This is a genomic window from Rhodococcus gordoniae (assembly GCF_001646655.1).
In the GTDB taxonomy this organism is placed as follows: domain Bacteria; phylum Actinomycetota; class Actinomycetes; order Mycobacteriales; family Mycobacteriaceae; genus Rhodococcus; species Rhodococcus gordoniae.
The window spans coordinates 1-19470 of the sequence record NZ_LPZN01000004.1 but is presented as its reverse complement, the minus strand read 5'-3'; the positions used below and the strand labels follow the sequence as shown (position 1 = coordinate 19470).

Annotated in this window: 18 protein-coding genes and 1 tRNA gene; 15 read left to right on the top strand and 4 right to left on the bottom strand. The window is 68.7% G+C overall.

The window, feature by feature from the left end:
• Window positions 1-15 precede the first annotated feature (15 nt).
• Entirely contained in the window at window positions 16-1947 is a 1932-nt protein-coding gene (gene acs, locus A8G18_RS03915; protein WP_064062806.1) for an acetate--CoA ligase, read from the bottom strand.
• A 197-nt stretch (window positions 1948-2144) separates the two neighbouring features.
• On the opposite strand from acs, the gene A8G18_RS03910 reads away from it, so the two are divergent.
• Window positions 2145-2894: a Fic family protein gene (locus tag A8G18_RS03910; RefSeq protein WP_064062893.1), complete on the top strand. Its 750-nt coding sequence runs from the start codon at window positions 2145-2147 to the stop codon at window positions 2892-2894.
• Between the two features lie 413 nt (window positions 2895-3307).
• Here A8G18_RS03910 and A8G18_RS03905 read toward each other — a convergent pair whose 3' ends face one another.
• Window positions 3308-4162, bottom strand: coding sequence for an HAD family hydrolase (locus A8G18_RS03905; RefSeq protein ID WP_425337687.1), 855 nt, complete (start codon window positions 4160-4162; stop codon window positions 3308-3310).
• Window positions 4163-4530: 368 nt separating this feature from the next.
• Between A8G18_RS03905 and ssd the strand changes: the two genes are divergently transcribed.
• Genes ssd through A8G18_RS03870 form a run of 7 tightly spaced genes read left to right on the top strand, consistent with a single transcriptional unit; the run spans window position 4531 to window position 9147 of the window.
• On the top strand, window positions 4531-5601 hold the full coding sequence (gene ssd, locus A8G18_RS03900; RefSeq protein WP_016934348.1) for a septum site-determining protein Ssd: 1071 nt from the start codon (window positions 4531-4533) through the stop codon (window positions 5599-5601).
• Entirely contained in the window at window positions 5598-6770 is a 1173-nt protein-coding gene (locus A8G18_RS03895) for a TadA family conjugal transfer-associated ATPase (protein ID WP_064062805.1), read from the top strand. The genes ssd and A8G18_RS03895 overlap by 4 nt, the downstream gene beginning before the upstream one ends.
• Complete coding sequence (locus tag A8G18_RS03890) at window positions 6767-7570, top strand: type II secretion system F family protein (protein ID WP_064062804.1); 804 nt, start codon at window positions 6767-6769, stop codon at window positions 7568-7570. Before A8G18_RS03895 ends, A8G18_RS03890 begins: the two co-directional genes overlap by 4 nt.
• The gene (locus tag A8G18_RS03885) at window positions 7567-8142 is read left to right on the top strand and encodes a type II secretion system F family protein (RefSeq protein WP_016935618.1); all 576 of its coding nucleotides are present in this window, start codon (window positions 7567-7569) and stop codon (window positions 8140-8142) included. The genes A8G18_RS03890 and A8G18_RS03885 overlap by 4 nt, the downstream gene beginning before the upstream one ends.
• A gap of 47 nt (window positions 8143-8189) precedes the next feature.
• Entirely contained in the window at window positions 8190-8408 is a 219-nt protein-coding gene (locus A8G18_RS03880; RefSeq protein WP_064062803.1) for a DUF4244 domain-containing protein, read from the top strand.
• Window positions 8405-8791 (top strand): TadE family type IV pilus minor pilin, encoded by a 387-nt coding sequence (locus A8G18_RS03875; protein ID WP_172506075.1) that lies wholly within the window; start codon window positions 8405-8407, stop codon window positions 8789-8791. Before A8G18_RS03880 ends, A8G18_RS03875 begins: the two co-directional genes overlap by 4 nt.
• Complete coding sequence (locus A8G18_RS03870; RefSeq protein ID WP_064062802.1) at window positions 8788-9147, top strand: Rv3654c family TadE-like protein; 360 nt, start codon at window positions 8788-8790, stop codon at window positions 9145-9147. Before A8G18_RS03875 ends, A8G18_RS03870 begins: the two co-directional genes overlap by 4 nt.
• Before the next feature lie 80 nt (window positions 9148-9227).
• On the opposite strand, the gene A8G18_RS03865 is transcribed toward A8G18_RS03870, so the two are convergent.
• On the bottom strand, window positions 9228-11591 hold the full coding sequence (locus tag A8G18_RS03865; RefSeq protein ID WP_064062801.1) for a DEAD/DEAH box helicase: 2364 nt from the start codon (window positions 11589-11591) through the stop codon (window positions 9228-9230).
• A 406-nt stretch (window positions 11592-11997) separates the two neighbouring features.
• On the opposite strand from A8G18_RS03865, the gene A8G18_RS03860 reads away from it, so the two are divergent.
• From A8G18_RS03860 to A8G18_RS03845, 4 genes are all read left to right on the top strand, one after another.
• Entirely contained in the window at window positions 11998-12201 is a 204-nt protein-coding gene (locus A8G18_RS03860) for a cold-shock protein (RefSeq protein ID WP_005515803.1), read from the top strand.
• A 158-nt stretch (window positions 12202-12359) separates the two neighbouring features.
• A complete protein-coding gene (locus tag A8G18_RS03855) occupies window positions 12360-12965 on the top strand; it encodes a hypothetical protein (RefSeq protein ID WP_064062800.1) in 606 nt (201 codons plus the stop codon).
• A gap of 93 nt (window positions 12966-13058) precedes the next feature.
• Window positions 13059-16019, top strand: a complete 2961-nt coding sequence (gene topA, locus A8G18_RS03850; RefSeq protein WP_425337686.1) for a type I DNA topoisomerase — start codon at window positions 13059-13061, stop codon at window positions 16017-16019.
• 35 nt (window positions 16020-16054) lie between these two features.
• Complete coding sequence (locus A8G18_RS03845; RefSeq protein WP_064062799.1) at window positions 16055-16789, top strand: helix-turn-helix domain-containing protein; 735 nt, start codon at window positions 16055-16057, stop codon at window positions 16787-16789.
• On the opposite strand, the gene A8G18_RS03840 is transcribed toward A8G18_RS03845, so the two are convergent.
• On the bottom strand, window positions 16726-17118 hold the full coding sequence (locus A8G18_RS03840; protein WP_026003063.1) for a VOC family protein: 393 nt from the start codon (window positions 17116-17118) through the stop codon (window positions 16726-16728). The genes A8G18_RS03845 and A8G18_RS03840 overlap by 64 nt on opposite strands.
• A gap of 91 nt (window positions 17119-17209) precedes the next feature.
• Here A8G18_RS03840 and A8G18_RS03835 point away from each other — a divergent pair, with 91 nt between their 5' ends.
• From A8G18_RS03835 to A8G18_RS03825, 3 genes are all read left to right on the top strand, one after another.
• A complete protein-coding gene (locus A8G18_RS03835; RefSeq protein WP_064062798.1) occupies window positions 17210-18397 on the top strand; it encodes a DNA polymerase III subunit delta' in 1188 nt (395 codons plus the stop codon).
• A 62-nt stretch (window positions 18398-18459) separates the two neighbouring features.
• A tRNA-Thr gene (locus tag A8G18_RS03830) sits at window positions 18460-18535 on the top strand.
• 244 nt (window positions 18536-18779) lie between these two features.
• Window positions 18780-18977, top strand: coding sequence for a hypothetical protein (locus A8G18_RS03825; RefSeq protein WP_026003667.1), 198 nt, complete (start codon window positions 18780-18782; stop codon window positions 18975-18977).
• The last annotated feature ends 493 nt before the right edge of the window (window positions 18978-19470 follow it).

Here is a 19470-nt window from a genome sequence, read left to right as displayed (position 1 = left end):
TCTCGTCGTTCGGGACTACTTGCCGCGGATCGCGTCGAAGACGGCCGGGTCGACGAGCGTCGAGGTGTCGCCGAGCTCGCGGCCTTCGGCGACGTCGCGCAGCAGGCGGCGCATGATCTTGCCCGAGCGGGTCTTCGGCAGCTCCGGCACCACGGTGATCTGGCGCGGCTTGGCGATCGGGGAGATCTCCACCGCGACATGATCGCGCAGTTCCTTGATGAGCGTGTCGCCGGTGTTCTCGACATGCTCGCGCAGGATCACGAACGCGACGATGCCCTGACCGGTGGTCTCGTCGGCGGCGCCGACGACCGCGGCCTCGGCGACGGACGGGTGCGACACGAGCGCCGACTCGACCTCCGAGGTGGAGATGCGGTGGCCGGAGACGTTCATGACGTCGTCGACGCGACCGAGCACCCACAGCGCGCCGTCCTCGTCGTAACGCGCACCGTCGCCGGCGAAGTACCAGCCCTGCTCGGCGTAGCGCGACCAGTAGGTCTCGCGGTAACGCTGATCGTCGCCCCAGATGCCGCGCAGCATCGCCGGCCACGGCTCGTCGAGGACCAGATAACCGTTACCGCCCGGACCGAGAGGCTCGGCCTCGTCGTCGACGATCTTCGCCGAGATGCCGGGTAGCGGAGCCATAGCCGAGCCGGGCTTGGTGGCGGTGATGCCGGGCAGCGGCGAGATCATGATCGCGCCCGTCTCGGTCTGCCACCAGGTGTCGACGATCGGGGCCGAATCCGCGCCGATGACCTCGCGGTACCAGCGCCACGCTTCCGGGTTGATCGGCTCGCCGACGCTGCCGAGCAGACGGATCGACGACAGATCGTGGGCGTCGGGGATCTCGCGACCCCACTTCATGAAGGTGCGGATGAGCGTCGGGGCGGTGTAGTAGATCGACACCCCGTACTTCTCGATGATCTCGAAGTGCCGGTGCTCGTTCGGCGAGTTGGGGGTGCCCTCGTAGACGACCTGCGTGACCCCGTTGCTCAGCGGGCCGTAGACGATGTAGCTGTGGCCGGTGACCCAGCCGATGTCGGCGGTGCACCAGTAGACGTCCTTGCCGGGCTTGTGGTCGAAGACGTAGTGGTGGGTGTACGAGGCCTGGGTCAGATAGCCACCGGAGGTATGGATGATGCCCTTCGGCTTACCCGTGGTGCCCGAGGTGTACAGAATGAACAGCGGATGCTCGGAGTCGAACGGCTGCGCCTCGTGCTCCGGGGACGCCTTCTCGACGGTCTCGTGCCACCACAGGTCACGACCCTCGGTCCACTCGACGTCGATGCCGGTGCGCGCGACGACCAGCACGTGCTCGATCGACTTCGCGTCGGCGACGGCCTCGTCGGCGGCGTTCTTGAGCGGCGCGGCCTGGCCACGACGCCACTGGCCGTCGACCGTGACGAGCAGCTTGGCCTGCGCGTCGTCGATGCGCGACCGCAGCGCCGACGACGAGAAGCCGCCGAACACCACCGAATGAGTCAGGCCGAGGCGCGCGCACGCGAGCATCGTGACGATGGCCTCGGGGATCATCGGCATGTAGATCGCGACGCGATCGCCGGCGACCAGACCGAGCTCGGTGAAGGTGTTCGCGGCGCGACAGACCTCGGCGAGGAGGTCGTTGTAGGTCAGCGATCGGCTGTCGCCGGGCTCGCCCTCGAAAAAGATGGCGACCCGATCGCCGTTACCGGCCTCGACATGCCGGTCGACGCAGTTGTAGGCGACATTCAGCGCGCCGCCGACGAACCACTTCGCGAACGGAGCGTTCGACCAGTCGAGCACTTCCGTCCAGGGCTGTGCCCAGTCGAGTCGTTTCGCCTGCTCGTCCCAGAATCCGAGCCGATCGGCGTCGGCCGCGGCCTGCAGTTCCGGACCGGCGTTGGCCGTGGCGGTGAACTCCGGGCTCGGCGGGTACGCCTTCGATTCGTGCTCCTGGGCTGCGCTCGTCATGATGCGGGGCCTCTTTCCGGGTGGTTCCATTCGGGCTCTTGTGAGCGTAATCATCTGTGACCGGCACCGCACCGTTGCATCGATATGCAACCCCGTCACTTTCGCTCATCGGTCGAATTCGCGCGACGAACGGCTTTCCGGCACGACCGGTGAACCTCTCGGCCGCTCGACGCGTGGGCGGCGGTACCGTCGTCGACGTGACCGACCCTCTTCAGCCTCTCGTCGACCTTCCGGGCGTGCGCGACGCCGCAGACCGCGCCCGCGACGCGCTCGCCGAGGTGCACCGGCATCGGACCAACCGGCGGGGGTGGGCGAACACCGCTGCGGAGGCATCGGTGCGGGCTGCACGTGCCTCTGCGTCGATCGACGGCGGGTCGACGGAACTTCCCCGACCGGGGGAGAGCGGAGACCCGATCCTGGCCGGAGCACTGCGGGTCGCGCAGGCGCTCGACGGTGATGCGCTCGGCACCATGGTCGCGACCTGGCGTCGCGCTCCGCTGCAGGCGCTCGCCCGTCTCCACCTGCTCGCCGCGGCCGATCTGGTGGAGGACGCGGAGGACCTGGGTCGTCCGCGCACGGAACCGGGCGTCGCCGAGCGTCTCGACGGGCTCGCGCAACTCGTCACGGGCGGGACGAACGCCCCGGCGCCGGTTCTCGCGGCGGTCGTGCACGGCGAACTGTCCGTTCTGAAGCCGTTCGGTGTCGCCGACGGTGTCGTAGCGCGGGCGGCGTCCCGGTTGGTGTGCGTGGCGTCCGGACTCGACACGCACAATCTCGGCGTGCCCGAGGTGCACTGGATGCGCCGCCTGCAGGCCTACCGCGACGGTGTCGCCGGATTCGGGGCGGGAACCGTGGAGGGTGTCGGCGGCTGGGTGCTGTTCTGCTGCGGGTCGCTCGAGGCCGGGGCCCGTGAGGCCACGTCGATCGCGGAGGCTTTCGCCGGCTGAGTGGGGAGATGTCCCCACACGCGAAAGCGGGTGGCATATCGATCGAGATCGATTCCGCCACCCGCTAGCACGGGCGGTCCGAGTTACCATGCGTGCTGAAATGGGTTGTGATTCAACGGCCTCGGCGATGATCCGGGTATCGTCGATTCGTCCTCGCAACGGGTGCGGGGTACTTGTCTTCGAAAATCCGGAACTCGCAGGCCCACAACGCTTGTGCCCTTATAGTGGCATCGGCTTCGCGTGGGTACTCGGTGTCCGTGCTGGGAAGAACAGTCGGGAGATCGAATCTTCTCTTCCGATTCGGTCTTGGCCTTCCGTCCTTCCGTAACTCCTTTCTACCCCGTCCGGGAGATGTGGGCAAGCCCCCGACGTCATCACTTCGGTTCTGCTCTCGCGGCGAGTGACCCTGAGTGTCAACGCATCCGGTGTTCGGTCAGGCGACGCGTGGCACCCAGTATCAGTGCGGTCACACCGAGGGTGACGGCGAGCGTCGCCAGGGCACGCGGCGAGGGGCGGGCGCGCCGCCCGAGCGGCACAGGACGGGCGAAAATGAGAACGGGCCAACCATTTTCGGTGGCCGCCCGACGCAACGGACGATCCGGGTTGACCGCACGCGGATGGCCGACCTCCAGCAACATCGGCAGGTCGGTGGCCGAATCGGAGTACGCGTAACTGCGGGAGAGGTCGTAGCCGTATCGATCGGCGAGTTCGCGGATCGCGACCGCCTTCGCCTCTCCGAAACAGTAGAACTCGAGCTCGCCGGCATACCGTCCGTCGACTATGCGCATCCGGCTCCCCGTGCTGTGGGAGGCACCGAGTGTCCGCGCGATCGGAGTGACCACTTCCTGACCCGACGCCGACACGATGATCACGTCGTGACCACGGGCCCGGTGGTCGGCGATCAGATCCTTCGCCTCCGCGTAGACGAGCGGCGTCACGACGTCCTGCAGGGTCTTCTCGACGATGGATCCGACCTGCTCGACGTCCCAGCCCTTGCACATGTGTGCGATGTGTTCGCGCATCCGGTCCACCCGGGTCTGATCGGCCGCCGACAACAGGTAGAGGAGCTGGGCGTAGGTGCTCTGCAGCACGGCCCGGCGACTGAGGAGACCCTCTTCGAAGAACGGCCGGGTGAAGGCCAGCACACTCGACTTGGCGATGACGGTCTTGTCGAGATCGAAGAACGCTGCGATGCGAGTCGCGTCCGGTGAGTCCCCCGTCGACGGGGCCGGTCGGGACGGATTCACGGACGTGTCGGTCACGATCACCACAATAGGTGCGCGCGGACTTCGAAGTGCCCGGCGCGCGGCGCGCCGGTGTTTGAAGTTGCAAGTAGTCGCGCCTAACGGTGTACTATCGCGGATGCCCGGGTCGATACTCGGGTTGTGGTCAGCCCGACCCCCCGGGGCTGAACGCAGACGGCCCTCGCCTCCTCCCCCCTGGCGAGGGCTGTCGCTTTGTCGGAGGTCGTTACCTGCCGATCCCCGTACCGTCCTTACACCCCGGATCCTGCGCAGCGACCTGCGAATGTCGCGGACGCGCCGGTTGTCCACAGCCCCCCGATTCATCCACAGGTAGGGCTTCCGGCACCGTTCTCGCGGCGTCCCGGACTCCGTGGCGCGGCAGCCTGTCGGGCATGAACGACATCCTCGGACTGGTCGACGATCCCGCGCTGGTCGCCGACCTCCGTCGCGTGGTCGCGGCGGCCGACCGCACGTTGCACGAGATGTCCGTGCCGGTGCCACGCAGAGCGTGGACCGACGCGCCCATCGTCGTCCTCGACGCCGCTGCTGCCGTGTCGTGCGCGGGTGGGTATCCGCGCCGCCCCGGTGTGATCCTCGTGTGCAGCGGAACCGCCGACCTGACGGAATGGCAGGCCGCCGCGACCGTCGGCGCCGAACACGTCCTCGCGCTCCCGTCCGAGGAGGTGGAACTGCTCTCGATCATCGCGGCCGCCGGCGAACCCTCGTCCGGTGCAGGCGTCGTCCTCGCGGTCGTCGGAGGGTGTGGGGGAGCGGGGGCGTCGACCTTCGCAGCCGCGCTGGCCTGGGCTGCCGGGCACGACGAGCGACGCGACACCCTGCTCGTCGACGCCGACCCGTTCGGCGCGGGACTCGATGTCCTGACCGGACTCGAGGAACACCCCGGTGTGCGGTGGTCAGGTCTCACCGTCGACGGAGGCCGGATCTCGGCGCGTGCCCTGCGCGACGCCGTGCCCGTCTGGTCGTCCGGCGTGGGAGTCCTGTCCACCGACCGCGAGAACAACGAACGGCTCACCGCCGGAGCCGCCGGGTCGGTCGTCGAGGCGGCGCGAGGAGCAGGAACGACCGTCGTGTGCGACGTGGGACGTAGCTTCGGCCCCGTCGCCGATGCGGTGATCACACTGGCCGACCTCACCGTTCTCGTGGTGCCGGCCCGTATCGGCGCGGTGCTCTCGGCTGCCCGGGTCGCCCGCACGCTCGCGGCCCGTGGCGAACCGGCAGGGGTCGTCGTCCGCGGACCTGCACCCGGTGGCCTGCGAGCCGCCGACGTGGCCGACGCGGTGGGCGTGGACGTGCTCACCGCGATGCGTCCCGAGCCCGGCCTGACGGAAAGGCTCGAACACGGCGGCCTGCGGTTGCGGCCACGGTCGCCGCTGCTCGGTGCGGCGCACGACGTGCTGGCGGCCGTCGGTGTCGACCACGCCGGTCGGAGGCGGGCAGCATGAGCGGGATCCTCGGAGACGAGCTCCTCGGCCGGGTCCGCGACCGGCTGGCCGACGAGGCGGGAGACCTCACCCCCGCCCGCGTCGCCGCCGCCCTGCGCGCCGAATCCGGTGGGGTGCTCGGGGACTCCGATCTCCTTGCGGCCCTGCGACATCTGCAAACCGAACTGACCGGCGCGGGTCCGCTCGAGGATCTCCTGGCGGACCCGGCGACCACCGACGTGCTCGTCACCGCACCCGACCGCGTCTGGGTGGATCACGGCAACGGGCTGCGCCTGACCGATGTCACCTTTCCCGACGAAGCGGCGGTCAGACGACTCGCACAGCGACTGGCGCTGTTCGCCGGGCGCCGCCTCGACGACGCCCAGATGTGGGTCGACGGCAGGCTGCCCGGACACGGCGAGTTCGGCGTCCGGCTGCACGCGGTGCTCTCGCCGGTCGCGCAGGGTGGGACGTGCCTGTCGCTGCGGGTCCTGCGACCCGCGACCCAGGGGCTCGACGCGCTGCGCGACCGCGGAGCGGTCTCCGAGGTCGCCTATCAGCTGTTGCTCCGCATCGTGCGTGCCCGGTTGGCCTTCCTCGTCGTCGGGGGCACCGGGGCAGGGAAGACGACCATGCTCGCGGCGCTCCTCGGTGCGGTCGCCCCGGCGGAACGCATCGTCTGCGTCGAGGACGCCGCCGAGCTGGTTCCGGCCCACCCGCACGTGGTGCGGCTCGTCGCGCGTGCACCGAACGTCGAGGGCGTCGGCGAGGTCACCGTCCGCGATCTCGTGCGGCAGGCCCTGCGGATGCGACCGGATCGCATCGTCATCGGGGAGGTGCGAGGCGCAGAGGTCGTCGATCTTCTGACCGCATTGAACACGGGTCACGACGGCGGCGCCGGGACGGTGCACGCCAATTCGCCCGACGAGGTGCCTGCCCGGCTCGAGGCCCTCGCTGCGCTGGGTGGCCTCGACCGGCCCGCATTGCACAGTCAGCTCGTCGCCGCGGTGCAGGTGGTCCTGCACGTGCACCGCGGTACCGACGGAGTGCGGCGTCTCGTGGAGATCGGCGTGGTCGAACGCGACGCGGTCGCGGGTGTGATCGTCACGCCCGCATGGACACACGATCGCGGCAGCGAGCACGGCATGGACGTCCTCGAACGAACACTGCGTCGGCGGGACGCGCCGTGAACGCGGCGATTCTGTGCCTTGCGGCAGCGCTGGTCGTCCTGCCGTCGTTCTCGGCCCGTCGCCGGCTGCGACGCGGAATACCCGAGGTGATTCCGCGTCCGGTGCCGCGTGCTCTCGTCCTCGGGGCGGTGGTCGCGGTGGGCGCGACGATCGTGATGTGGGCGGGGATCACGCCGGCCGCGGCCGCTGCGACGGTCGTCGCGACCGTGATGTGGCGTGGCCGAGCCCGGAACCGCGCAGCCGAACTCGATCATCATCGGCGAATGCTGTTGTCCGGCTTGGACACCGTGATCGCCGAGCTGCGGGTGGGCACGCATCCCGCCGACGCATGCGAAACGGCCGCCCGGGAGACGGCCGGTCCCGTCGCCGCGGCGTTCCGGGTCGCTGCGGCACGGGCGCGGCTCGGCGGATCGGCCGCACACGGATTACGTTCGGCCGCAGCATCGCCGGATGGTGGCGGTGTCGCCGACAGCCTGGTTCGCGTGGCCGACGCGTGGTCGGTCTCCGACCGTCACGGTCTCGCTCTCGCCGAGCTGCTCGGCGCTGCACGAGTCGATCTGGCCGCACGCATGCGGATCCGCGCCCGCACGGAGGCCGGGCTCGCCGGTGCAAGGGCCACGGCGTCGGTCCTGGCGGGACTACCGGTGCTCGGGGTCGGTCTCGGGCAGCTCATGGGTGCATCTCCGCTCACCATCCTTCTCGCCGGTGGTCTCGGAGGAGTCATGCTCGTCGTCGGCACGGTGCTGGTCTGTGCGGGTCTGCTGTGGACGGACCGGATCGCGGCCCGGGTGGCGTCATGAGCGCGACCTGGGCGGTGGTGCTGGGAGCGGCCTCGCTCGTCGTCGTGCCCGTTCCCCGCGGTGCGGAACGTCTCTCCTTCGCGAGATCCGATGTCGCCGGGCGCACCGCGCCGGATCCGGTGATCGATCCGCATGCGGTTCCCGCCGCCTTCGATCTGTTCGCGGCGTGCTTGCGCGCGGGGATGCCGGCCGGCGCCGCCGCGCGGGTCGTCGCCGAATCGGCTCCGCCGGAACTCGCGGCGGCGCTGCGTCGAGGCGCCGACCGGTTGGCGTTGGGAGCCGATCCGGCCGGGGCATGGGAGGGATCCGGAACTACCGATGCGCTGGACGACTTCGCGCGCGCGGCACGACGATCCGCGAAATCCGGTGCGCCCTTGTCGGATACTGTCGCCGAACTCGCGGCCCGGCATCGCGCCGAGACGGAGGACCGGGTGGCCGCCGAGATCGATCGTGCGGGGGTGCTCGTGAGCGGTCCCCTCGGATTGTGCTTTCTGCCCGCCTTCGTATGCCTGGGCATCGTGCCGGTCGTCGTCGGCCTGGCGCGGGACGTCCTGGGTGCGGGGCTGATGTGAATGTCGGCGCGGACGGTCCGCGCTGCACGAATGGGAGGGGACCGAAGATGGAAGAACGAGCAACGACCTCGGAGTTCGTACGTGGATGGCGAGGTCGGATCGGCGGGTTCGTCGCGCAGGACGACGGCATGTCGACGGCGGAGTATGCGATCGGCACCATAGCGGCGGCGGCGTTCGGGGCCGTGCTGTACACCGTGGTGACGGGCGACTCGATCGTTTCCGCACTGACGGGCATCGTCGAACGAGCACTGAACACATCGGTGTGAAGGCTCCGGAACCGAAAAGCGTTCTCCGGAAGTCGGTTACGGTCTTCGTCCGTGAAGACCGCGGAGGCGTCACCGTCGAAGCGGCTCTTGCGATCGCAAGCCTGGTCTCGGTGCTCGTGCTGTGCCTCGGTGCCGTACTGGGCATCGCGTATCAGGTGCGGTGCCACGACGCCGCACGCGAAGCGGCCCGCCTCACGGCGCGGGGCGATCAGGAACGGGCGCTCGACGTGGCCGCGCGCGTCGCGCCCCCGGACGCACGCGTGGCGGTGCGCGAGGAGGGGGACTTGATCGTGGTGACCGTGACCGCCGAGAGCCCGTTGCTTCCGCTGCTGACCCTGACAGCCGAGGCGGTGGCGGCGCGGGAGCCGGAAGGGACGCGATGAAGTCGGGTCGGTCCCTCGTCGGCGACGACGGAAGCGCGAGCGTGATGGGCTGTGCCGTGATGGCCGGCCTCATCGCACTCACGGCGACTCTGCTGCACGTCGGATCGGTTGTCGTGGCACGTCATCGTGCCCAGGCGGCGGCCGACCTGGCCGCGGTGGCGGTGGCCTCGGCGCTGGACCGAGGTGTCGTGACGGCATGCGAGGCGAGTGAACCGATCACCTCGCGGATGCGAGTGCGCTTGCGGCGCTGCGATATCGATCGGTGGGACGCGATCGTCGAGGTCACCGTCCCGGTGTCGCCCCTCTTCGGGGACAGGGAGGCGTCCGCCGTGGCGCGGGCGGGTCCTGCCGGATGATCGGATGGAGGGGCGCATCGGCGTCCTGAACCGGTACTGCTTCGGGTGGTCGACGAGGCCCGGGCGAGAGGAGCACGGGATCAGGACCCGAGCGGCCCGGGCCTCTCGATAGCAGCGAGAACGGCGTCGAGGACGGCGACCGCTCCGGCCTTGTCGAGAGGATCGTTGCCGTTGCCGCACTTGGGGGAGTACACGCACGACGGGCATCCCGCGGCACATTCGCAGGCTGCAACCGCGTCGCGGGTGGCGCTGAGCCACTCGACGATCCGGTGGTAACCACGGTCGGCGAATCCGGCACCGCCCGGTTGCCCGTCGTAGACGAAGACGGTGGGCAGCCCGGTGTCGAGGTGCAGATCGGTGGAAACGCCGCCGATATCGCCGCGATCGCACGTCGCGAGCAGGGGGAGCAGGCCGATCGCGGCGTGCTCGGCGGCGTGGAGGGCGCCCGGCACGCGATCGGGCGTCACCCCGATCCTGCCGAACAGGTCGGGTTCGATCGTGTACATCACCGCGCGGGTGTCGAGCGTGTGTTCGGGCATGTCGAGGGGAATCTGATCGAGCACCTCTCCCGACGGCAGGCGGCGCAGATAGCCGACCACCCGGTGCGTCACCTCGACCCTCACGGACGCAACCGTGACGGGTCCGTACTCCCGTCGTTCGTCGACGGAGATGCAGCAGATGTCGGTGATCTCCCGAGCGCTCGTCGACCATTCCGGATCTTCGGCGTGCACGAAGGCGATGCCGTCCTCGAGATACAACTCGTCGACCACGAATGTCTCACCCTGATGCAGGTGCACGGCGCCGGGATGGATGGTCGCGGGCGCCCGGACGGCGTCGACGGTACCGAGCATGCGACCGGTGTCGCCCTCGACGATCGAGATCTGATGGCCGATCCCGCCGCGGATCTCGACATCGCCGTGCGGTTGCGTACCGGGGGTGACGAACCAGCCGTGCGGCCGGCGACGGATCAGGCCCTGCTCCGCGAGGGCCGTGAGGACGTCGAGCGCACCGAACTCGTCGACCTCGGCGTCGCCGAGGGGTAGTTCGGCTGCGGCGCAGAGGAGCTGGGGACCGAGCACGTACGGATTGTTCGGGTCGGTGACCGTCGCCTCGACCGGCCGGTCGAGCAGTGCCTGCGGGTGGTGCACGAGATAGGTGTCGAGTGGGTCGTCCCGCGCGACCAGCACGACGAGCGAACCCTGCCCGCGGCGTCCGGCGCGACCGCCCTGTTGCCGGAACGACGCCACCGTGCCGGGGAAACCGGCGACGATCACCGCGTCCAGACCGGCGATGTCCACGCCGAGTTCGAGGGCGTTGGTGCTGGCGACCCCGAGCAGGCGTCCGTCGGACAGCGCCGACTCGAGGTCGCGGCGGTCCTCGGCGAGATAACCCGCCCGGTAGGCCGCCACCCGGTCGACGAGATCCGGTGCCGCCTCGGTGAGAAGCCGGCGTGCACCCATGGCGGCGAGTTCGGCGCCGTGGCGCGACCGGACGAACGCCAGCGTGCGGGCGCCTTCGACGACGAGGTCGGCGAGCAGACGCGCGGCCTCGGTGCCCGCGGCCCGGCGTACCGGGGCGCCGTGTTCGCCGGTCACCTCGCGCAGCAGGGGCGGCTCCCACATGGCGACCGTGCGAGGTCCGTGCGGTGAACCGTCCTCGGTGACCTCCCGGCAGGGAGCGCCGATGAGGCGGGACGCTGCGGCCCCGGGTTCTGCGGTCGTCGCGGAGGCGAGCACGAAGACGGGATCGGCGCCGTAGCGGCGGGCCACGCGCCGGAGCCGGCGCAGGATCCATGCGACGTGCGATCCGAACACGCCCCGGTAGGAGTGGCACTCGTCGACGACGACGTACCGCAGACGACGCCACAACCGGGCCCATCGTGCGTGCGCGGGCAGCAGTGACAGGTGCAGCATGTCGGGATTGGTGAAGATCCAGCGTGAGTGCCGTCGCGTCCACTGCCGGATCTCGGTGGACGTGTCGCCGTCGTAGGCACACGCGCACACGGTCGACAGTGCGTCGATATCGGAGGTCAGTTCGGTGACCGCACGCAACTGGTCGGCGCCGAGCGCCTTGGTGGGCGACAGGTACAGGGCCGTGGCCTGCGGGTCGTCGGCGAGGGCACTGAGGACGGGAAGCTGGTAGGCCACCGACTTGCCGGACGCGGTGCCGGTGGAGACGACCACGTGCTCGCCGCCGGCGGCGATGTCGGCGGCACTCGCCTGATGGTGCCACGGACGCTGCACGCCTTGTCCTCGGAACGCGGCGACGACGTCGTCGTGTGCCCACTGCGGCCAGTCGCTGTGACGGGCGGGCCGAGCCGGGATCTCCGCGACGTGGGTCAGCGGTGACTCGCCCGACGGGGTGCCTGCGAGCAGCCGCTCGAGTAGCTCGCGACCGTAGGTGGGGGTGGCGTCGCCGCTGGGGAGGAAGGGCGAGCCGGTCACGCAGTACTCCGCGGGTCGAACGAGATGGTCTGTCGGATACGAGGTCTGTCGGATACGAGTGGGGGCCGAGATCCGGGACGAGTGTGGCATCAGTGCCCGCCCGTAACATGGGAGCAACAACTACCCCTGGGTAATGCTACCGAGACGTGAACAAGATCAGAGGATTGGCACGTTTGTGCCCATTCCTACTGTTGCCCGTGCCCGGAACGTGGTTGACTGACACCCGGTCGCAGCTTCTGTGTTCGTAGACTTGGAAAAGTGCACGCTCGCAGGATCGATGGTTGCGAGCGCGGTGCTTTAGCTCTTCCAACGGGGGACTCCAGAAGTACAGCGGTCGGAACCGGGACCTGGCGGATCGCGTACCCGGCGGTTCGTCGAATCCGGTGTTAGAAAGAGAAGGAAAAGCATGGCACAGGGCACTGTGAAGTGGTTCAACGCGGAGAAGGGCTTCGGCTTCATCGCTCCTGAGGACGGCTCCGCCGACGTGTTCGTTCACTACTCCGAGATCCAGGGTTCCGGCTTCCGCACCCTCGAGGAGAACCAGCGAGTCGAGTTCGAGGTCGGTCAGGGCACCAAGGGCCCGCAGGCCACCGGCGTGCGCGCAATCTGATCCACCCGCTCGAGCGAGCAACCGGGCAAGGTCGACAACCTCGCCCGATCGTCCCCCGTCGCCTCAGGTGATGGGGGACGATGCATTTTCCGGGAGGTGTGCGCGAAGGAGCGTACGACCTCGCTCGTCGCGCTCGCGGAGTCGCGAGAGGAGGACCCGTGAGTCAACTGTCCTTCTTCGGCGCCGACACGATGCCGCCGGCTCCGGCCGACCTGAGCGGTCTGCTCGCGGCGCACGGACGCGCGCGTCTCACCGACGACGGCGCAGTGCTGACCGTGGAGGTCGACGCCGAATGGCGTGCTCGTGCCATCGCCCAGCTCGTGACCGATACAGGAGTGGAGGCGGACATCGTCGCCGACGGCGATCTGTTCACCGTCGGCACGGCCTCCGCCGGCGCTCTAGTCCCGCTCGCCACCCAGTGGATCGGCGACCACACCAAGACGGTCCCGGACGGCTGGGTTCCGTCCTCGCGGGCCCAGCGCGCCTGGTTCCTCGCGTCCGGTCGTATGGAGGTCGAGGGAGCACAGTATGTTCTCGGTCTGGATCCGGCCGCTCCCGAGACCCATGCCTCCCTGGCGCAGGCGCTCATGCGCGCCGGAATCGCGCCGACTCTCATCGGTACGCACGGCACCGGTGGTCCCGGGTTGAGGATCTCCGGTCGCAAGCGACTGACGAGGCTCGTCGAGAACATCGGCGCACCTCCGGACGCCGACGCGGCACGCCGGATCTGGCCGTACGTGGAACCGGGTGATCATCACTCGTGAAGAGCCGTTCCCCGAGGATGTGCGACCCTGTGTGTGGCCGCGTCTGGGGAACGGGTCGGTATACATGTCTTCGAACAAGGCGACATGTCGGCAATGAGGGAAGGTGCGGGCGGCACGGTGGCAGCACGGGAGAAGAGCACTGCGGGCGGTTCGTCGGGCACGCGTCGGCTCGTGATCGTCGAGTCCCCGACCAAGGCGAGGAAGATCGCCCCCTACCTCGGCCGCGACTACGTCGTCGAGGCCTCGGTCGGGCACATCCGCGACCTGCCGCGCGGTGCCGCGGACGTCCCCGCCAAGTACAAGGGCGAGTCGTGGGCGCGCCTCGGTGTCGACGTCGACCACGACTTCGAACCGCTCTACGTCGTCAGCGCCGACAAGAAGTCCAAGGTCTCGGAACTGAAGAGCCTGCTCAAGGACGCCGACGAGCTCTACCTCGCCACCGACCCCGACCGCGAGGGCGAAGCCATCGCCTGGCACCTGCTCGAAACCCTCAAACCCAAGGTGCCCGTCCGGCGCATGGTCTTCCACGAGATCACCGAGCCCGCGATCCGCGCGGCCGCCGAGAACACCCGCGACCTCGACAACGACCTGGTCGACGCGCAGGAGACCCGCCGCATCCTCGACCGCCTGTACGGCTACGAGGTCAGCCCGGTGCTGTGGAAGAAGGTCATGCCCCGCCTGTCGGCGGGTCGCGTGCAGTCCGTGGCGACCCGCGTGATCGTCCAGCGCGAACGCGAGCGCATGGCGTTCACGTCCGCCGAGTACTGGGACATCGCGGCCACGATGGACGCCGGTGCCGACGCAAGCCCCCGCTCGTTCGGTGCCCGACTGGTCAACGTCGACGGTGCGCGGGTCGCGTCGGGTCGTGATTTCGGCGCCGACGGGAACCTGAAGTCGAACGGCGTCGTCGTCCTCGACGAGGACCGTGCCCGCCGCCTCGCAGAGGCACTCGCCGGTGCCGCGCTGACGGTGTCGTCGGCCGAGAGCAAGCCGTACACGCGCAAGCCGTACGCCCCGTTCATGACGTCGACGCTGCAGCAGGAGGCGGGCCGCAAGCTGCGGTTCTCGTCCGAGCGCACGATGCGCACGGCGCAGCGCCTGTACGAGAACGGCTACATCACCTACATGCGTACCGACTCCACGACGCTGTCGGAGTCGGCGATCGCGGCGGCCCGCGCACAGGCCACCCAGTTGTACGGCGCCGAGTTCGTCCACCCGACGCCGCGCCAGTACACCCGCAAAGTCAAGAACGCGCAGGAAGCGCACGAGGCGATCCGTCCCGCCGGCGACGTCTTCGCCACCCCCGGCGAGCTGCACTCGCGTCTCGACGGCGACGAGTTCAAGCTCTACGAGCTCATCTGGCAGCGCACCGTCGCCTCCCAGATGGCCGACGCGCGGGGCACGACGCTCACGTTGCGCATCACCGGCACCGCGGGCACCGGCGAGGAGTGCACCTTCTCGTCGTCGGGTCGCACCATCACCTTCGCGGGCTTCCTGAAGGCCTATGTCGAAAGTGTCGACGAGGAGGCCGGCGGACAGTCGGACGATGCGGAGTCGCGTCTGCCGAACCTGTCCGAGGGCGCGTCCGTCACCGCGACGAAGCTCGATCCGGACGGTCACTCCACGAATCCGCCCGCCCGGTACACCGAGGCGAGCCTGATCAAGACGCTCGAGGAGCTCGGGATCGGCCGGCCCTCGACCTACGCGTCGATCATCAAGACGATCCTCGATCGCGGCTACGTCTACAAGCGCGGTAGCGCACTCGTGCCCTCGTGGGTGGCGTTCGCCGTGATCGGCCTGCTCGAGGCGCACTTCGCTCAGCTCGTCGACTACGACTTCACGGCGGGGATGGAGGACGATCTCGACGAGATCGCCTCCGGTCACCGGCAGCGCACCGATTGGCTGACGCGGTTCTACTTCGGCAGCGACGACGGTCACGAGGAGTCGGTCGCCCGCAAGGGTGGTCTGAAGAAGCTGGTGGGGGAGAACCTCGAGGACATCGATGCCCGCGAGATCAACTCCATCCGCCTGTTCGACGACTCCGAGGGTCGCGAGATCCACGTGCGGGTGGGCCGGTTCGGTCCGTATCTCGAACGGATGATCACCGATCCCGACGATCCCGAGGCCGAGCCGACCTCGCAGCGCGCCAACCTGCCCGACGACCTTCCGCCGGACGAGCTCACCCTCGAGTACGCCGAGAAGCTCTTCTCCACGCCGCAGGAAGGGCGTGTTCTCGGTGTCGATCCGTCCACCGGCTACGAGATCGTCGCGCGTGAGGGCCGCTTCGGTCCCTACGTCACCGAACTGATCCCCGACCCGGAACCCGAGCCCGAGCCCGACGTCACGCCCATCCCCGTCGAGGAACTCGGGTCCGAGGGGGAGGGCGGCACGAAGACCGCCACCAAGAAGGCCGTCGCGAAGAAGGCAGCGAAGAAGGCTCCGGCCAAGAAGACCGCCAAGAAGGCCGGCCCGAAGCCGCGCACGGGTTCGCTGTTCAAGTCGATGGACCTGTCCACGGTCACGCTGGACGACGCCCTGAAACTGCTGTCGCTGCCGCGCGTGGTGGGTACCGATCCGGAGTCCGGCGACGAGATCACCGCTCAGAACGGCCGTTATGGTCCGTACCTGAAGAAGGGCACCGACTCGCGGTCGCTTGCGAACGAGGAGCAGATCTTCACTGTCACCCTCGAGGAGGCGCTGAAGATCTACGCGGAACCCAAGCGGCGCGGCCGGCAGGCCGCGGCCACACCGCCGCTGCGCGAGCTGGGCACCGACCCGGTGAGCGGCAAGCCGATGGTGATCAAGGACGGCCGCTTCGGTCCGTACGTCACCGACGGTGAGACCAACGCGAGCCTCCGTAAGGGCGACGAGGTCACGACGATCACCGACGAGCGGGCGTCAGAACTGCTCGCCGACCGCCGCGCGCGCGGCCCGGCCAAGAAGACCGCGAAGAAGACGGCGGCGAAGAAGACCACCGCCAAGAAGACGGCGGCCAAGAAGACCACGGCGAAGAAGACGACGAAGAAGGCCGCAGCGAAGAAGACGACCGACTGACCGTTCTCGTCGGATCACGCCGTTAGCCTCACGGTGTGTATCGCGAACGACCGTCGGGATTGCCCGGCGTCACGCTGTGGCGGTCCGAGCCGTCCGGTGCCCGCGTGGGCGGTACCCACGTGCTGCCGGACGGATGCACGGACCTCATCCGGCACGCCGACGGCTTCCTCGTCGCCGGCCCCGACACGACGTCGCAGTTCTCCGATCTGGCGACGAGGCAGCCGTTGACGGCGGTCCGCTTCGAACCGGGCGTGGGGCCGCGGTTCTTCGGCGTCGACGCGAGCGAGCTGACCGATCGGCGGGTTCCGCTCGACGGCCTGTGGTCGTCACGCCGTGTCCGGCTCCTTGCGGGTCGCGCCGAGCACGATCCCGTCGGCGCACTGATCGGCGCCGTCCGCGAGGCGGTCGACGAACACGATCCGATGGCCGACCTCGCGCGGGCACTGGCCTCCGGCACGGCCGTCACGGAACTCGCGGCGAACCTCGGCTGGAGCGACAGAACGCTGCGCCGACGATCGGTCCGGGCCTACGGGTACGGACCGAAGATGTTGTCGCGGGTGCTGCGGTTCCGTCGGGCGGTCGCCCGCGCCCGCGCCGGTGACGACTTCTCCCGTGTCGCGGCGGAGTGCGGGTACAGCGACCAGGCGCATCTCGCCCGGGAGGTGCGTGCGCTCTCAGGCGTCACCCTCGGGGAACTGGTCCGGCGTCACCCCGGAAGCGCGGCGAACAGGTCGAGGGTATGGCCGTCGGGGTCGAGCACGCTCGCGTAGCGCTGTCCCCAGAACGCGTCCCACGGGGCCTTCGTCGAGGTGCACCCCGCGTCGATCAATGCGGCGTGCGTCTCGTCGACCGCGCTCGGGGAGCTGCAGTCGAACGCCAGAGCCGCCCCGCTTCCGGACGACGGTTCGAACGTCGGGTCGAAGCTGCGGACGGACTCGACGGTGTCCCACATCAGGCGCAGTCCACCGGGGAGCATGGCCTCGAAGTGCGGCACCTCGGGAGCTTCGGCGGGCAGGTCGAGGCCGAGCACGCGATAGCACGCGAAGGACCGATCGAGGTCGGCGACGACGAGTCCCACCGCGGAGAAGTGAATGGTCATGGCCCGACGGTAGGGCTCCGGAACCACGCCCGTCTTGAATGTTCCGGACACGTGATACGGATCGGTCGGAGCCGATCGTTAGGCTGAGCGCATGCCCGGGGTCTTCGATCGTCTCGTCGGTCAACGTGATGTCGAGACCGAACTCGTCGCGGCTGCTGTTGCCGCCCGTCGCGGCGACACGGGGTCGGCGATGACGCACTCGTGGCTGTTCACCGGCCCTCCCGGATCCGGGCGCTCCGTCGCGGCGCTGTGCTTCGCGGCCGCGCTGCAGTGCACCGATGAGGAGACTCCCGGCTGCGGGCGATGCCACGCATGCACCACCACGATGGCCGGCACGCACGGCGACGTGCGGCGGGTCGTGCCCGAGGGACTGACGATCAGCGTCAAGTCGATGCGCGACATCGTGCAGGTCGCGTCGCGGCGCCCCAGCACGGGGCGATGGCAGGTCGTGGTGATCGAGGATGCCGACCGTCTCACCGAAGGGGCCGCGAACGCTTTGCTGAAGGTGGTCGAGGAGCCACCGCAGCGAACGGTTTTCCTGCTGTGCGCGCCGTCGGTCGATCCCGAGGACATCTCGGTGACGCTGCGTTCCCGTTGCCGCCACGTCGGGTTGGTGACGCCCAGCGTCGACGCCATCGCACGTGTTCTCGAAGCCACCGACGACATCGATCCGAAAACGGCACAGTGGGCCGCATCCGTCAGCGCGGGGCACGTCGGGCGAGCCCGGCGACTCGCCGTCGACGAGGGCGCCCGCGACAACCGGGCGCGTGCCCTCGCCGTCGCAGGCGCGGTCCTCCGGCCCGCCACTACCTACGCCGCGGCCGACGAGCTCGGCCGCAGTGCAGAGACCGAGGCGAAGGAGATCAGCGCCGAGCGCGACGAACGCGAAACGGAAGAATTGAAGACAGCGCTCGGTGCCGGCGGTACCGGCAAGGGGGCCGCGGGCGCGCTTCGCGGTTCGGCGGGGGTGCTCAAGGAACTCGAACGCACCCAGAAGTCGCGGAAGACGCGCACCGAACGCGACATCATGGACCGGGCCCTCATCGATCTCGCCGGCCTGTACCGGGACGCGCTGGTGCACGCCTTCGGATCACGGGTCACTCTCAACCATCCGGACATGTCGGATCGCGCGGCCGACCTCGCGTCGAGAACCCGGCCGGAAGCGCTGCTCGAGTGCATCGAGGCCATCCTCGACTGCCGGGAAGCGCTCGCTCAGAACGTCAAACCCCGGTTTGCCCTTGCGGCGCTCGCGGCCAGGCTGAGCGGAGCATTCCGGTAGCCGAAGTGCCGGTTTGCATCGGGGTGGGGGTAGTCCGCTAGACTTCGGACGCCGAAAGGCTCGCTGCCTTAGCTCAGTCGGTAGAGCATTTCACTCGTAATGAAAAGGTCGTCGGTTCGATTCCGACAGGCAGCTCCACGAAGGCCCCTCACCACGGTGAGGGGCCTTCGACGTTGTCTGCGTCCTGCGCGTTGTGCGCGGATGATGGAGGCATGTTGATGGAACTGTTCTCCTTGGTCCTGATCATCGGTGCTCTCGCTGTGGTGCTGCCCATGGCGATCCGGGTCTTCCGTAACCGCGACCGTTGAGACGGAGCGACCGCGACGGTTGACACGGCGTCGAAATCCTCGACAAGGCGGTGACCGCGCAGCATGCTTCTCTCATGGCTGAGTCGTTGAAAGACCGGGTTCGGGAGAAGATCCTGCGGCAGCGCGCCGAGGACGGAGGCCGGCCGATCGGCGACGCCGAGGGGGACGACCCCCGGCTCATGGATATCCGCAGCGATCTCGCGATGCTCGAGCAGGCCGAGGAGGACGACCCGATCGTCCAGCATCTTGCCGCCAAGTACTGGGTGCCTTGAGCACCCTCCGATACCGTTTCCGAGCCGAGAAACACGCGTTGAACAGGTGATTTGGCGTTCTCGACGATGTTCGCGTAACTTATTCCAGGTCAGAGCGACACGGACACCGACCCGGGCCGAAAGGAACGGGACAACGAGGTTGGACGAAGGCGCCTGCAGATTTCACTGGTTCGAAACCTTCTGGTAAGGTTTGGAACCGTGCCCGAGAGCCGGAAGGCCTTCGGATGAACAGTCACCCCGGAGTGAACGGACCGGAAGGTTCGGGATCGATGGTGTGTGCGTGTTCTTTGAGAACTCAACAGTGTGCCGATGAATGTCAGTGCCAAATAATATTTGGTGCGACCACTTCACTTTTGTGGGGTGGTTGTTGCTGGACATCGCATTCTTCCGTCTGCGGTGATCCAGTGTTGTATAGCTAGTTTGAGTTTTTTTGCTAGTGATTTGACTCTTGTGTCTATGACTGATTGCCCTTCGGGGTGATTGTGAGTCTTCA

What these genes read in the sequence shown, in the direction of transcription:
- acs (WP_064062806.1), bottom strand. Translation starts at nt 1,947, where the DNA reads ATGACGAGCGCAGCCCAGGAGCACGAATCGAAGGCGTACCCGCCGAGC.
- ssd (WP_016934348.1), top strand. Translation starts at nt 4,531, where the DNA reads ATGAACGACATCCTCGGACTGGTCGACGATCCCGCGCTGGTCGCCGAC.
- A8G18_RS03895 (WP_064062805.1), top strand. Translation starts at nt 5,598, where the DNA reads ATGAGCGGGATCCTCGGAGACGAGCTCCTCGGCCGGGTCCGCGACCGG.
- A8G18_RS03885 (WP_016935618.1), top strand. Translation starts at nt 7,567, where the DNA reads ATGAGCGCGACCTGGGCGGTGGTGCTGGGAGCGGCCTCGCTCGTCGTC.
- A8G18_RS03880 (WP_064062803.1), top strand. Translation starts at nt 8,190, where the DNA reads ATGGAAGAACGAGCAACGACCTCGGAGTTCGTACGTGGATGGCGAGGT.
- A8G18_RS03870 (WP_064062802.1), top strand. Translation starts at nt 8,788, where the DNA reads ATGAAGTCGGGTCGGTCCCTCGTCGGCGACGACGGAAGCGCGAGCGTG.
- A8G18_RS03860 (WP_005515803.1), top strand. Translation starts at nt 11,998, where the DNA reads ATGGCACAGGGCACTGTGAAGTGGTTCAACGCGGAGAAGGGCTTCGGC.
- topA (WP_425337686.1), top strand. Translation starts at nt 13,059, where the DNA reads ATGAGGGAAGGTGCGGGCGGCACGGTGGCAGCACGGGAGAAGAGCACT.
- A8G18_RS03840 (WP_026003063.1), bottom strand. Translation starts at nt 17,118, where the DNA reads ATGACCATTCACTTCTCCGCGGTGGGACTCGTCGTCGCCGACCTCGAT.
- A8G18_RS03835 (WP_064062798.1), top strand. Translation starts at nt 17,210, where the DNA reads ATGCCCGGGGTCTTCGATCGTCTCGTCGGTCAACGTGATGTCGAGACC.
- A8G18_RS03825 (WP_026003667.1), top strand. Translation starts at nt 18,780, where the DNA reads ATGGCTGAGTCGTTGAAAGACCGGGTTCGGGAGAAGATCCTGCGGCAG.